The organism is Shinella sp. G-2, assembly GCF_050172695.1.
Classification (GTDB): domain Bacteria; phylum Pseudomonadota; class Alphaproteobacteria; order Rhizobiales; family Rhizobiaceae; genus Shinella.
Genome location: NZ_JBBEYH010000043.1, coordinates 1 through 13822, shown reverse-complemented (window position 1 = coordinate 13822; position 13822 = coordinate 1). Strand labels below are relative to the sequence as shown.

Sequence of the window (13822 nt, the reverse complement as noted above, 5' to 3'; positions counted from 1 at the left end):
GATCGATTTCGGGAAAACAACACCCCAATCGATACAACAGGCTTAATGAAACAATAACAAAATCGACGCCCGATGGGGCTGATCTTCCCTCTCGGGAAAGTCTCAAAGAACAGTCGACCACCGGATTTCAAGGCAAAGGGTGCGTCTTCTGGCGTCCGTCATTGAAATACCAGGGACTCCTCCATCGAGGCGATGCGCGGCAAACGCTTTTTGACCTTTTCTTCATCGGTCGTCGGGTAAGCAGGGATCGGTGGGATTTTCCACCGGGAACCGCAATGGAACGGGTTCTGAGTGGGTCGAGATGTCGAGCGTACGTTCATTTGAAGCCGGCGACGTGGCGGCCGTTGCAGACCTCTTCCAGCGTTTGCTGCGCAAGACCGATATGCCGGCGAGCGCCAATCTCAAGGCATATCTCTGCACGCTCTTCCTCGATGGCGCGAACCGCGATGCGGGGCTCTATTCCCGTGTCCATGTCCGCGCCGATGGAACGGTCTCGGGTTTTCTCGGTGTCCTGCCGATGGAGATGGAGTTCGAGGGGCGACGCCTGTGGGCGGCCAATTGCGGCACCTTCGCCTGTGACGACCGCGACACCGATCCTTTTGCCGGCGCGCGCCTGCTGCGCGACGTGCTTTCCGGGCCGCAGGCCCTTTCCTTCACGGAGACCTCCAACGATGTCTCCACGGAGATGTGGCGCACGGCGCGGGCGCATGTTCTCGGCCCCTACAGTCTCGACTGGCTGCGCATCCTGAAACCTTCTGCCTTTGTCGTGGAAGCCGCCTCGCGGCGGATTGCCCTTGCGCGGCTGGCAAAGCCTGCCGCACGGCTGGCCGACAGGCTTCTCTTCCGGCCGGGCGACAAGCAGGCCTGGTCGCACTATACGTCTCTTGCGGGAAAGGCGGATGCCTTCGTCGCGACACCGGCGACGGATGACGACGTCATCGATGCCTGCCGGCAGTTGCTGACCCCCTTCGCCCTTCGTCCGTTGTGGGAGCCACCCGTGCTGCGGGACATGCTTCGGCACGCGGCCCGCAAGGCCCATCATGGCGAGCGCATCTGCCATCTCGTCAAGACCCGATCCGGCAAGGTCGTCGGCCTCTATCTCTATTATGGAAACCCTGGCGGCATCGGGCGCACGGTGCAGATCATGGCAGCGCCCGGTCAGGAATCGATCGTGATCGATTGCCTGCTGCGCAGTGCCCATGAACGCGGCCTCGTCGCCATTCGGGGCCAGACGCAGCCGGCGCTGCTGCAGGCGATGATCGGCAAGAAGATCGCTTTCCTCCACGCATCCTCCACCGTCGTGCATTCGCGCGACCCGGCGCTTGTCGACGCGATGACGAACGGCCGCGCTTTCCTGAATGGCCTTGCCGGTGAGGGCTGGACGCGCCTGATCGGCGACAGTTTCGAGTAACCGGCATGTGCGGGATCGCGGGATATCACGGAAACACCATCGCGCCCGAGAAGGCCGCGGATTACCTCGCCCGTATGATCGCCGCTCTGCGGCATCGCGGCCCGGACGCCGAGGGCGTATGGCGGCGCGGCGATACGGGCCTTGCCCACACCCGCCTTTCCATCGTCGGCCTTGCCGATGGCGCGCAGCCGATGACCCGCGAGGAGGCTGGCCTTGCCGTCTCCTTCAACGGTGAAATCTTCAATTATGTGGAACTGCGCGAAGACCTCGCCGCGCGCGGCCACCGCTTCCGCACCTCCTCCGACACGGAGGTGCTGCTCGCCGCCTATGCGGAAAAGGGGCTCGACTGCCTCTCGGATTTCAACGGCGACTTCGCCTTCGCCCTGCATGACGCCCGGACGCGCACGCTCGTGCTGGCGCGCGATCGCATGGGCGTACGGCCGCTCTTCTATGCGGAGCATGAGGGCGCGCTCTTCTTTGCCTCGGAGGTCGGGGCTTTGCTTGCCCTCCCCGGCATGACGGCCGAGATCGATCCGCTGGCGCTCGACCAGATCTTCACCCTCTGGTGCCCCATTCCGCCGCGCACCGCTTTCCGTGGTATCCATGAGCTTCCGCCCGGCCATGTCATGACCGTGCAGGACGGACAGCGCACGGTCCGGCCCTGGTGGCGACTTTCCTATCCCGACCGTAGCGACGTCCCGCCGGCCGGCCCGGTCGCGGCGCAGGCCGAGGAGCTGCGGGCCCTCCTCGCGGACGCGACCCGTATTCGCCTGCGCGCCGACGTGCCCGTCGGCGCCTATCTCTCGGGCGGCCTCGACTCTTCCTTCATCGCCGCTCTCGCCGCCAAAACGGTGACGCGGGGTCTGCGCACCTTCTCGCTGACCTTCCGTAGCGAGGAACATGACGAGAGCAGCTGGCAGCGCCGGATGGCCGCAACGCTCGACGCCGAGGCGGACAGCGTGGAATGCCCGGCCGAGGCCATCGTCTCACGCATGCCTGCCGTCATGCAGCAGATCGGTTGCCCGATCCTGCGCACGGCACCTGTTCCGCTCCATCTCCTTTCGGCGCGGGTGCGCGAGCGCGGCATGAAGGTGGTTCTGACGGGGGAAGGCGCCGACGAGATCTTCGCGGGCTACGACCTTTTCCGCGAGGCGCGGGTGCGCCGCTTCTGCGGCCGGCAGCCGGACTCCGCCCGGCGCTCGCGCCTTTTCCAGCGGCTCTATCCCTATTTGCCCGGTCTCAAGCAGCAGACGCCGGAATATCTGGCGCGCTTCTTCGCTTTCGGCTCCGAAGCGCTCGACGATCCGCTCTATTCCCATCGCCCCCGCTTCCGCTCGACGGCAGCGGCGAAGCTGTTCTTCTCCGCTGGCCTCAAGGAGGCCATCGGCGACTACGATGCCGCTGCCGACCTTGCGGGGCGGCTGCCGGCCGACTTCGGCCGCTGGCACCCGTTGCATCAGGCGCAATATCTCGAAACCGCCTTCCTGCTGCCGGGCTATATCCTCTCCAGCCAGGGCGACCGGGTGATGATGGCCAATGCCGTGGAGGGTCGCTTCCCCTTCCTCGACCCCCGCGTGGTCGACTTTGCCACGCGCCTTTCCCCCGACGCCAAGCTGCTGGGGCTGCGGGAAAAGCACATCCTCAAGCAGGCCGCACGCGGCATCGTGCCGGAGGCGATCATCGACCGGCCGAAGCAGCCCTATCGCGCGCCGGACGCCGAGGCCTTTGCCGGATCGGCAAGGCCTGCCTATCTCGACGCCGTCCTGTCGCCGGAACGACTGGCGGAGGGCGGCCTGTTCAACGCCCAGATGGTCGGCAAGCTGAAGGACAAGGTCCTGAAGGGCCAGGCCGCCGGCTTCCGCGACAATGCGGCCTTCATCGGAATCCTTTCGACGGAACTCCTGCGCGGCGCGGCCGCGCAATCATCACAACCCGTATCAAGCATGGGACACGCTGCACAATGACCGAAGAAACGAAAGCCGCCATCCGCGCCTTCATCGTGGAAAACTTCCTGTTCGGCGACGAGAGCCATCCGCTGCCGGCGGATCTCTCGCTGATCGACAACGACCTGATCGATTCCACCGGCATCCTGGAACTCGTCGGTTTCCTCGAGGAGCGTTTCGCCATCGCCGTCGCCGACGTCGATATCGTGCCGACGAACCTCGATACGATCGATCGCATCGCCGGCTTCATCGAGCGCAAGCAGGCAGCCTGAAGGCGCAACCGTCATGCGGATCGAGGATTATCTACGCGAAAGCGCAGCGCACGATGGCGGGAAGACGGCGATCGTCTCCGGCGACACGCGGCTGAGCTATGCGCGTTTCCTCGGTCTTGCCAGCCGAATGGCAACGACGTTGCGCGCGAGCGGCGTCGACCGCGGCGACCGCGTGCTGATCCTTCTCGACAACGGCTGGCAGGCGGCTGTGACGGTCTTCGCGACGTGGATCGCGGGCGCGGTTATCTGCCCAGTCAACCCGTCGAGCAAGGGACCGCGGCTGGCCGAGATCGCCGAGGATTGCACGCCGGCCATTCTCGTCACGGAAGGCCGGCTCGAGCGGCTGGTCGACGCAACCGTTGCGCTTGCCGCCCTTCCCCGCCTGGTGACCGGCGACGGCGGGAGCTTCGAAGCCGGCCTCGCGGCGGCGCCGTTCATGCCCCAGGCCGGAGCGGACGACGAGCTTGCGGCGCTGATCTACACGTCCGGCTCGACCGGCGCGCCGAAGGGCGTGATGCTCGCGCATGCGAACATAGACGCGGCCGCCCGGTCGATCACATCCTATCTGGAAAACACGGCCGCCGACACGATCCTCGTCGTCCTGCCGATGTCCTTCGGCTACGGGCTCAACCAACTCGTCACCGCGATGAAGGTCGGTGCGACGCTCGTCATCGAAAAGTCCTTCGCCTTTCCGCAGGCAATCTTCGAAAAGATCCGCGATGAGCGTGTCACGGGCTTCCCGCTGGTGCCGGCGATGGCCGCGATGATGATGCAGGCCCGCGAGTTCGACCCCTCGCTGTTTGCCAGTCTGCGCTACATGACCAGCGCCGCCGCCCCCCTGCCGGGCGCCCATATCGACTGGCTGCGGACCGCCCTGCCGCATGTGCGGCTTTTCGTGATGTATGGCCAGACCGAATGCACCCGGGCCACCTATCTTCCGCCTGAGGCCATCGATGTCAGACGCGGCTCCGTCGGCATCGCCATTCCGGGTGCGCGCACCGAGGTGGTGGACGAGACGGGACTGCCGGTTCCGCCGGGCACGGTCGGCGAACTGGTGATAAGCGGGCCGAATGTCATGCGCGGCTATTGGCGCAAGGAAGACGCGACCCGCAAGGCGCTGCGCCCCGATCCGCGCACCGGTGCGCTCCGTCTCCATACCGGCGACCTCTTCACGGCGGATGCGGACGGTTACCTCACCTTCGTCGCGCGCACGGACGACATCATCAAGCCGCGCGGCGAGAAGGTCGCGCCGAAGGCCGTGGAGGACGTGCTGCACCGCATGCCCGGCGTCGCCGAGGCGCTGGTCGTCGGCGTGCCGCACGAGGTGCTGGGCGAGGCCGTCAAGGCCATCGTCGTTGCCGCCAACCCGGCGCTGACCGAACGGGATGTCATGCGCTTCTGTGCGCAGAACCTCGAGGACCACATGGTCCCGAAGGTCGTCGAATTCCGGGAGACCCTTCCCAAGACCGAATCCGGCAAGGCAAGCCGCCGGCTCGCCGCCCAATCCGCCACCACGACAGGATCGAACGCATGACCGCACCGATGTCCCATACGCCCTCCTTCGCGCCGCTCGTGCTCGATCCAGCCGCGGAAGTGGAGCGCATCACCACCTGGATGCGCGAGAAGCTGCGCAAGGACCTGCGCAAGCGCGGCCTCGTGCTCGGCCTTTCCGGCGGCATCGATTCCAGCCTGTCGGCAGCACTCGCCGTGCGGGCGCTGGGTGCGAAGAACGTCTTCGCGCTCTACATGCCGGAAAATGATTCCGATCCGGACAGCCTGCGCCTCGGCCGCAGCGTTGCCGCGACCTTCGGCATCGAGAGCGTGGTGGAGGATATCGGCCCGTCGCTCGCGGCCATGGGCTGCTACGAACGGCGTGACGCCTTCATCCGCGAGGCCGTGCCGGAATACGGCGCCGGCTGGGCGTCCAAGATCGTGTTCGACAATCCCATGACGACGGGCGGCTACAACATTTCCTCGCTGGTCGTGCGCTCGCCGGACGGCGAGACGCGCAAGGTGCGCCTTTCCGCCAGTGCTTATCTCGGCATCGTCGCGGCGACGAACATGAAGCAGCGCACCCGCAAGCAACTGGAATATTACCACGCCGACCGGCTGAACTTCGCCGTGCTCGGCACGCCGAACCGGCTGGAATACGACCAGGGCTTCTTCGTCAAGAACGGCGACGGCGCGGCCGATATCAAGCCCATCGCCCATCTCTACAAGTCGCAGGTCTATCAGCTTGCCGCCTATCTCGGCGTGCCGGCGGAAATCCTCTCCCGCCCGCCGACGACCGACACCTATTCGCTGCCGCAAACGCAGGAAGAGTTCTATTTCGCCCTGCCCTACGGCAAGATGGACATCTGCCTCTATGGTCTGGAAAACGCCCTGCCGGCACAGACGGTCGCCGAGGCGACAGGCCTGAAGGCGGGTGATGTCGAGCTGGTCTGGGCGGATATCGCGGCGAAGCGCAAGGTCGCCCGCTATCTTCACAGCGCGCCGCTCGTCATTAGCTGATACGAACGGGCTGAAACGGATGGACTGAATCAAAAGGCCGAGGCCGCTTGCGCAGCCTTGGCCCTTTTTTGATCGGGTCAGGCTCAGACGAGCGCGGTGACCTGGATTTCGACCAGCAGTTCGGGAGCCGCAAGACGGGCTTCCACCGTGGCGCGGACCGGCAGGTTGTCCTTGTCGACCCACTGGTCCCAGACTTCGTTCATCTGGCTGAAGTGGGCAATGTCACGCAGCCAGATGTTGGCGGTGAGCAGCTTTGCCTTGGAGGTGCCGGCTTCGGCCAGCAGGCCGTCGATCGTCGCCAGGATGTCGCGGGTCTGAGCGACCGTGTCGGCGCCTTCGCCGGTGACGCCGGCCGTGGTGACGACGCCGTTGACGACGACAGCTTCGCAGAAGCGCTTGCCGGGCTTGATACGCTTGATCATGAAAAGTCTCCCTGTTTGATCAAAGAATGGTTTTGCCGAAGGCCGAGAGGATGAAGTTGGCGCATTCCGCGCCGATCGGTGACGGCAGCGCGGCATCAATGCCCGAAACGCTCAGCGAACGCAACTTGCCACTTAGCGCCGCCATCTCCATGGCCGAATGGGTCTCGCGCACCGTGATGCCGCCGATGCCGCCGCTCCAGCCGGACATATCGGTGACTGTCGGCGAATAGCAGAGATGAAAGCCGCGCGTTCCCGCGGATGCGATGGCGATGGCATCGCGCATCGCCTGCCGCAGGCCGACCGCATCGATCTCCGCCATGGTGAAGATACGCATGCGCGAGGCCTTCAGCGCCTCCACCTCCTCCGGCGCGGCATTGCGCAGGCCGAGAAGAACGATGTTCTCCGGCGCGATATAGGGCGGCAGGCGAGAGAGCATGCGGCGCAGCACGGCGTTTTCCGGTGGCGGGACGGCCGGGTCGGCGTCCGGCATCATGGCCGCATCGGAATCGAGCCAGACAAGGCCGAGCGCATCGTGCTTGCGGCCGGCAGCCTCGACATGGGACAGCGTGTCGCGCCGGCGGGCGGAAATGGAAAGCGCGAGAGCCTTTTCATCCGCACCCCGCTCGAAGCCGAGATGGTCAATGCGCTCGGCAACGTTCTGCACGACGACCAGCGCGCCGCCGATGGCATCCGTCTCGATGGTGTAGGTCTTGCGCTCGCCGGCCTCGTGCACATCTCGCATCGGTACCTTCTCCACATATTCAGACGTCATGACGGTCAGCAGCGCGCCGTAGTTCATGCGGAAGCTGACATTTTCCCCGACATGCAGCGGCGGGTCGGCCTCGGTGAGGTCGAGCACCAGATGGTCGCTCGATGCGCCGAGCACGCGCACGCCCGGCCGCGTGGGGATAAGGCCTTCGGCGATGACGTCCTCGCGGCCGATATTGGCGATGCCGCGCAGCCGGTCCCCCTCATCGATGAAGACAGGGGCATTGCCGAAGGCATCGAGACCGGACTGGCCGATGGGCAGGGACGGCTTAGTCTTCACTTCCAGCAGTTCCCCGGTCAGCTCGAAGGCATCGCGGTCGAGCGCTTCCCACGGCTCGGTGAGGAACGTATCGCGTCCGCCCTGCAGGATCGCCTCGCCGATGCGCAGGTTGTTCACGCCTGCTGGCATGCCGCCGGCAAGCAGCAGGGGAAGCGAGGAGGAATTGCCGCCGGATACCCAGTCGAGCGGGCGGCCGGTGATGCTCTCCACCTTGTAGGCATGGCCGACGAGCTGCGTCAGGTTTTCCTGCGTCGGGATGATCGCGCCGAAGCAGGTGAGGTTCGTGCCGACGCCGGCGATACGCACACCCGGCAGTTCCATGACCGCCTCGACGGTGGGCACGAGGTCGTTCGGCCAGATGCCCTCGCGCAGGTCGCCGAGATCGATCATCAGGATGACGTCATGCACCTTGCCGAGCCGTTCGGCGACGCGGGAAATCTCGCGCAGCAACTGCAGTTCGGATTGCAGGCTGATGTCGACCGTGCGCACGAGTTCCTCCACCCGCGTCAGCGGCGGGGAGCGCAGCAGCATGATCGGGCAGTCGATGCCGGCGTCGCGCAGACGCCGGATATTCTCGAAGCGGGATTCGGCGATGCCGGCGATGCCGCCGCGCAACATGGCGCGCGCCACCTGTGGCATGCCGCAGGTGCCCTTGGTGACGCCGAAGGGCGTGATGCCGGAGGCGCGGCAAAGGTCCACCACGGCGCGGGCATTCCGTTCGATGCGGGCAAGATCGATGGAGATTTGCGGATCGGACATGGCAATCCCTTGTTTGTCGCATGTGCGAACCGAAAGCCGGTTCGCGTTTTTGCCGGAACGCCTAGTTCCTGTAGAGCAGGCCCGCGGTGTCGATGTCGGGTTTGCGACCGGAAACGAGGTCGGCGACGAGCTTTCCCGAACCGCAGGCCATGGTCCAGCCGACATGGCCGTGGCCGGTATCGAGGAACAGGTTTTCGTAGCGCGCCCGTCCATGCACCGGCACCGAACCGGGCATCATGGGGCGCAGGCCAGACCAGAGCACCGCCTTCGTCTCGTCGATGGCGCCGGGGAAGAGATCGTGCGCCGTCTTGAACATGGTCGTGAAATCGGCGGGCTTGAACGAGCGGTCGTAGCCGGCGAACTCGGCGGTGGAGGCGAGGCGCAGGCGATTGCCGAGGCGGGAATAGGCGATCAGACGGTCTTCGTCGACGCCGCCCATGGTCGGTCCCTTGTCGGCGTCGATGGGGAGCGTCGCGGTATAGCCCTTCACGGGATAGACGGGCACGTCGATACCGATCTTGCGCGCCAGCAGCGCGCTTTCCGGCCCGAGCGACAGCACGACGGCATCGCAGGCGACCGGCCCCTTGTCCGTCAGCACTGCCTTGACCCGCCCGCCCTGAACGTCGAGGCCCGTGACGGTCGTCCGGAAACGGAAATCGACGCCGTGGCGTGCGCGGGCCTGTTCGGCGAGGCTTCGGGTGAAGAGGGAACTGTCTCCCGTCTGGTCCATCGGCGAATAGACGCCGCCGGCAAGCTGGTGCTTGACCGCTGCAAGGCCCGGTTCCAGCGTCACCAGCCGCTCGCGGTCGACCACCTCGATCTCGAGGCCCCGGTCGGCGATGTAGCGCATGTGCTTGGCGCCGGCGTCCATGCTCTGCTGCGACCGATAGAAGTAGAGAATGCCCTTGCGCCGGTCGTCATAGGAAATGCCGGTTTCCTCCTGCAGCGCGTTGATGCACTGGCGGGCGTAGAAGGCGAGCCGCAGCTTCACCTCGGTATTGGCATCGGCGCGGGCCTGCGTGCACTGCATGAGGAAGCGCATGCACCAGGAAAGAAACTGCGGATCGAGGCTGAAGCGCACCTTGATGCCGAGATCGGAGCGGAAGAGCGACTTCATGAAAGTGGTGAGTGCGCCCGGCGAGGCCCAGGCCGTGGAATCGCCCGGTGAGACGAGGCCGGCATTGCTCTGGCTGGTGCCGCGCGCCACGTCCTCGTGACGCTCCAGGACGGTCACGTCATGGCCGTCTTTCGACAGATACCAGGCCGCCGCGGTGCCAACGACACCGGCGCCAAGAACAACTACTTTCATTGTCAGTCTCCCAAAATCCCTAGCTGCTCACCGCGCCCTGCTTGAAGGTCGGCGCGAAGCCGCCGGAATCCCCGTCGTTGAAGCGGATGATGCGGACCTCTTCCGTGAAGGTCTCGCAGGATTGTCGCCAGGTGGAACCCGGCCAGACCAGCTCGACCGAGGCATCCAGCGGCCTGTAGAGAGCGGTGTAGAGCGTGCCGTAGCCACGCCCGTAGGAGGTCTGATAGACCGGCGGACGCAGGAAGCTGGAAAGGAGGGCCTCGATATTCGCTGCCCCCGCCAGCGATTTCTCCAGCGATGCCTCGCGCTCCACCGATTTGGTGGTCTCGGCATGGCGCGCCCATTCGACACCGTGCTGATGATTGGTGCTGACGCGTCGCTCCACCACCTCGGTCGGCCGGTCGGGGTTGACATAGACGGTTGCGTGGTTGCCCTGGCGGTCGATGATGGCGATGGAATAGGACATGTGCACGGGAATGCGCTGGAGCATGGCGACGGCTTCCGCCGTGCTGCTGGCAAATTCCAGGACATAACGCAGGACGACGGGAATGCCGAACCCCTGCCCTGCCGCCGTGCGCCCGCCGAAGGAAAGCGAGACGGTCAGCCCGTCCTCGTTGACGCCGTCGAGCACGCCCCACAGGCAATCGACCACCGCCACCACCCGCTTGTTGTAGCGTGAGGCGAGCCAGGTGCCTTCGAGAAGGCGCGGGCTGTAGTCGTAGTTGCGGATGAGCGCCGGTTCCGCACCCGTCAGGATCGCCTGCGAACACCCGCCGACATAGAAGGGCGGGCACCACATGGAGAGAAACCGGGCCTCGAGGTCTCCCCCGCCGGCCGCCGCGACGATGGCCTCGTAGGTCGGCACCAGCTCCGGCATATGCGTGCGCAGGGCCTTGAGGCTCATTAAATAGGTCGGGCGCGAACGGACCCCGTCGCGCACGAACCAGCGGCTATAGGCGTGCCAGTGGCGATCGAACACCCGGCGCCACTTGGGGCCGGGCATGTCTTCGTCGATGGCTTCAAACTGAAGGTCCATGATGCCCTACAGGATCTTGAAGGAGCCGGCCTCCGGCGCGTCGTCGCGCTGGATTTCCGTCAGCGGCTTGCTGGCATAGAGGCGCTTGATGCCCTTGATCCAGTTGCTGGCGCGCTCGTTCAGCTCGAATTCGTCGTCCATCACCCGTCCGCGCGTGATGAGGATGCCGAGGTCGGCCCCCTCGTAGCGGTAGTCGCCGGGGCCGGTGATGCGCAGGAAGAAGGCTTCCTGCTCGCTCTCGATCGCCTGGCGGTGATAGTCGAAGCGGTCGTAGGACACGCTGCCGTCGGACGCCATGCGGTAGACGCCCGTCGCCGGCGCATGGGTGACGATGTCAACGAGATCCTCCGTCGACTTGATGACGACCTGCGACCAGGAATCGATGAATTCCTTCTGCGCCCAGCGATTGTTCAGTTCCTCGACATCGATCTTGTAGTCGATGCCGGAGAATTCCATGAGATGGAACAGGAAGAGCGGCGCATCGGCATAGGCGAAGGCGGCGTGGTTGGTCATCGAGCTGGCGCCGCAGATGCGCGGGTTCAGTTCGCCGAGATAGACCTCGTTGTCTTCGATATCGATGAGGAAATCGAGGTCGAAATAGCCGCGATAACCCTCCTCGCGAAGCTGGTTGCCGAAGCGATAGGCCATGTCGCGCGCCTTGGCGCGGATCTTTTCCGAGAATGCGCCGGGGAAGATCTCGTTGCCGCACCAGCCGCCCTTGTAGGGCGTCAGCGCCGGCTGGCCGACGACTTCCGTCAGCAGTGGGCCGACGAGCGTGCCGGAGGCCGTGGTGCAGGCTTCCATGGTCGCGCCGCGGCACTTGATGCGCTTCATGATCTTCACTTCGTCTTCCGCGGAAATCTCCGCGGCGTGACGGTTGTAGTCTTCCTCGCTGGCGATGAAGAAGGTCGTATGGCCGCTGTCGCCGAAGGCGGTCTGCACCACGAGATCCTTGCCGATGCCGGCCTTCTTCGCCGAGGCCAGCAGTTCCTCATAGGTGCGCGCGGGGGCCAGCGTGTTCGGCACGGAGGGCACGCCCGCCTTGTTGCCGATGCGCACGGTCTCCATCTTGTTGTCGCAACGCTGGCGGAGCTTGGCCTTGGGGAACCAGATCTCGATGCCGAGATCCTTGCAGATCTCCTCGGTCGTTTCGTCGAACATCAGGAAGGTGGCGACGGCCCGGCCGCCCCGCTTCGTGATGTAGTCGATCACTTCCTTGTGCTGGAGCAGGTAGTTGTTGATGTCCTCGATGCTCTCGAATTCGGCATGGGGGATTTCGGAGGGGACGAACACATTGGGGTGGCGACCGTCGAAGCAGTCGATGTAGCTCACGAACTTGAAGTTCCGCACCCATTCGTCGATGCCGATCAGGTTGAAGTTCGTCGCGGAGATGAAATAGATCGGACGCTCGTTGCGGTGCATGACGACGCGAAGGTCGGCAACGTTGCGGATGGTTTCCATGATGTACCCCTCAGGTGACTTCGAGTGCTTCTCGCGCTTGTCGCGCTTCTTTTCTTTTTTGTCTTTCTTCCGCTCTTTCTTCTTTTTCGACATGCCCCCCGGTCCGTCGTTTGCGTTAGTGTTTCAGGCGCGATGTGACGTGTTTGACTTCGAGATAGGACGACATGCCCCAGGGACCGAGTTCCCGGCCGATGCCGCTCGCCTTGAAGCCGCCCCACGATGTCTGGACAAAAATGGCCTGCGGACTGTTGATCCACACATGACCCGCCTCGATGGCGTCCGCGACGCGGTTCGCCCGTTCGTCGTCACCGCCGACGACGGTCGCGACGAGGCCGAAGTCGCAATCGTTGGCGAGCGCGACGGCCTCTTCTTCCGTCTCGAAGGTGCGGATGCACAGGACCGGCCCGAAAATTTCCTCGCGCCAGAGGGCGCTTGTCGTCGGCACGTCGGCGAAGATGGTCGGTTCGACGAACCAGCCTTCCAGACCGGCCGGCTTGCCACCGCCCGAAAGCAGTGTCAGGCCTTCGGCCTTGCCGCGCTCGATATAGGCGAGCACCTTGTCGTGCTGCGCCTTCATGGTGATCGGGCCGATTGCAGTCCCCTCATCCAGTGGATCGCCGGGCTTCAGCGCCCGGCTTCCGGCGATTATGGCGTCTATTAGCTTTGGCGCAATCGATTTTTCCACCAGAAGGCGCGATGTTGCAGAACACATCTGCCCCGCATTGAAAAAGATGCCGCCGAGCACGCATTCCACCGCCTCGTCGAAATCCGCATCGGCGAAGACGACGATGGGCGACTTGCCGCCGAGCTCCAGGCTGACCGATTTGACGCCCGGCGCACCGGCCGCCATGATGCGCGCGCCGACGGCATTCGAACCGGTGAAGGAGACCTTCGCGACATCGGGATGGATGGTCATCGGCGCGCCGACACGGTCGCCGGTGCCGGTGACGATGTTGAGCACGCCGGGCGGCAGGCCGATCTCTTCGGCGATGGCGCCAAGTTCCAGCTCCACGACGGGGGTGATTTCCGATGGCTTCAGCACCACGGTGCAGCCGGCCGCAAGCGCGGGGGCGACTTTCCAGGCGGTCGTGACCAGCGGGAAGTTCCACGGCACGATGAGGCTCGCGACGCCTGCCGGCTCCATGCGCAGGCGAGCATGGAAGCCGTCGTCCGGCAAGGCAACGGCGGCATCCTGCCGATCCTGCAAGGCGATGGCCTGCTCGGCATAATAGGCGAAGGAGGCGGCGGCATCGGCCATGTCGATGCGCGCCTCGGCAATCGGCTTGCCGTTGTTGCGGGACGAAAGGCGCGCAAGCTCCTCGGCGCGGTCCCGAAGCCTTTCCGCGATCGCTCCGAGGTAGCGGGCGCGCTCGCGCCCGCCGGCGTCGCGCCATGCCGGGAAAGCGGCCTTGGCGGCGGCCACCGCCTTGTCGACATCCGCCGGCCCGCCGGCGGAGACTTCGTGATAGGCGGTGCCGCGGAAGGGGTCGAAGACGGGAATGCGGCCCGGCTCCATCGGATCCTGCCAGCGGCCATCGATGAAGAGCTGGTTCCGCATGGCCTTTACCTCACGCTGTCAGGGCTTCGGCCAGCGGCGAGCCGGCCTTGATTTCGATCACGGTTGGGACGGAACGGGTTGCGGATGCGGTC

General features: G+C 65.1%; 11 protein-coding genes. 5 read left to right on the top strand and 6 right to left on the bottom strand.

Going from position 1 to position 13822, the window contains the following annotated elements; translation table 11 throughout:
* Positions 1-334: 334 nt before the first annotated feature.
* Genes V8U06_RS28555 through nadE form a run of 5 tightly spaced genes read left to right on the top strand, consistent with a single transcriptional unit; the run spans position 335 to position 6137 of the window.
* Positions 335-1411 carry a hypothetical protein gene (locus tag V8U06_RS28555; RefSeq protein WP_427143557.1) on the top strand — a complete coding sequence of 359 codons (1077 nt, stop codon included), beginning with the start codon at positions 335-337 and terminating at the stop codon, positions 1409-1411.
* 5 nt (positions 1412-1416) lie between these two features.
* On the top strand, positions 1417-3375 hold the full coding sequence (gene asnB, locus V8U06_RS28550) for an asparagine synthase (glutamine-hydrolyzing) (RefSeq protein WP_427143556.1): 1959 nt from the start codon (positions 1417-1419) through the stop codon (positions 3373-3375).
* A complete protein-coding gene (locus V8U06_RS28545; RefSeq protein WP_226922434.1) occupies positions 3372-3626 on the top strand; it encodes an acyl carrier protein in 255 nt (84 codons plus the stop codon). Before asnB ends, V8U06_RS28545 begins: the two co-directional genes overlap by 4 nt.
* 13 nt (positions 3627-3639) lie before the next feature.
* Positions 3640-5160, top strand: a complete 1521-nt coding sequence (locus tag V8U06_RS28540) for a class I adenylate-forming enzyme family protein (protein WP_427143555.1) — start codon at positions 3640-3642, stop codon at positions 5158-5160.
* Positions 5157-6137: an NAD(+) synthase gene (gene nadE / locus V8U06_RS28535; RefSeq protein WP_427143554.1), complete on the top strand. Its 981-nt coding sequence runs from the start codon at positions 5157-5159 to the stop codon at positions 6135-6137. Before V8U06_RS28540 ends, nadE begins: the two co-directional genes overlap by 4 nt.
* A gap of 83 nt (positions 6138-6220) precedes the next feature.
* Here the strand turns inward: nadE and V8U06_RS28530 are convergent, their stop codons facing one another.
* From V8U06_RS28530 to V8U06_RS28505, 6 genes are all read right to left on the bottom strand, one after another.
* Positions 6221-6559 carry a RidA family protein gene (locus V8U06_RS28530; RefSeq protein WP_226922431.1) on the bottom strand — a complete coding sequence of 113 codons (339 nt, stop codon included), beginning with the start codon at positions 6557-6559 and terminating at the stop codon, positions 6221-6223.
* A 19-nt stretch (positions 6560-6578) separates the two neighbouring features.
* Positions 6579-8366 (bottom strand): alanine racemase, encoded by a 1788-nt coding sequence (locus V8U06_RS28525; protein WP_427143553.1) that lies wholly within the window; start codon positions 8364-8366, stop codon positions 6579-6581.
* Positions 8367-8427: 61 nt separating this feature from the next.
* Complete coding sequence (locus tag V8U06_RS28520; RefSeq protein WP_427143552.1) at positions 8428-9675, bottom strand: D-amino acid dehydrogenase; 1248 nt, start codon at positions 9673-9675, stop codon at positions 8428-8430.
* A gap of 19 nt (positions 9676-9694) precedes the next feature.
* Positions 9695-10711: a C45 family autoproteolytic acyltransferase/hydolase gene (locus tag V8U06_RS28515; protein WP_427143551.1), complete on the bottom strand. Its 1017-nt coding sequence runs from the start codon at positions 10709-10711 to the stop codon at positions 9695-9697.
* Between the two features lie 6 nt (positions 10712-10717).
* On the bottom strand, positions 10718-12265 hold the full coding sequence (locus V8U06_RS28510; protein WP_427143550.1) for a biotin carboxylase: 1548 nt from the start codon (positions 12263-12265) through the stop codon (positions 10718-10720).
* A 22-nt stretch (positions 12266-12287) separates the two neighbouring features.
* On the bottom strand, positions 12288-13730 hold the full coding sequence (locus V8U06_RS28505; RefSeq protein ID WP_427143549.1) for an aldehyde dehydrogenase family protein: 1443 nt from the start codon (positions 13728-13730) through the stop codon (positions 12288-12290).
* Positions 13731-13822 lie beyond the last annotated feature (92 nt).

Coding starts and splice junctions, on each gene's coding strand:
- asnB (WP_427143556.1), top strand. CDS start 1,417: ATGTGCGGGATCGCGGGATATCACGGAAACACCATCGCGCCCGAGAAG.
- V8U06_RS28545 (WP_226922434.1), top strand. CDS start 3,372: ATGACCGAAGAAACGAAAGCCGCCATCCGCGCCTTCATCGTGGAAAAC.
- V8U06_RS28540 (WP_427143555.1), top strand. CDS start 3,640: ATGCGGATCGAGGATTATCTACGCGAAAGCGCAGCGCACGATGGCGGG.
- nadE (WP_427143554.1), top strand. CDS start 5,157: ATGACCGCACCGATGTCCCATACGCCCTCCTTCGCGCCGCTCGTGCTC.
- V8U06_RS28530 (WP_226922431.1), bottom strand. CDS start 6,559: ATGATCAAGCGTATCAAGCCCGGCAAGCGCTTCTGCGAAGCTGTCGTC.
- V8U06_RS28525 (WP_427143553.1), bottom strand. CDS start 8,366: ATGTCCGATCCGCAAATCTCCATCGATCTTGCCCGCATCGAACGGAAT.
- V8U06_RS28520 (WP_427143552.1), bottom strand. CDS start 9,675: ATGAAAGTAGTTGTTCTTGGCGCCGGTGTCGTTGGCACCGCGGCGGCC.
- V8U06_RS28515 (WP_427143551.1), bottom strand. CDS start 10,711: ATGGACCTTCAGTTTGAAGCCATCGACGAAGACATGCCCGGCCCCAAG.
- V8U06_RS28510 (WP_427143550.1), bottom strand. CDS start 12,265: ATGTCGAAAAAGAAGAAAGAGCGGAAGAAAGACAAAAAAGAAAAGAAG.
- V8U06_RS28505 (WP_427143549.1), bottom strand. CDS start 13,730: ATGCGGAACCAGCTCTTCATCGATGGCCGCTGGCAGGATCCGATGGAG.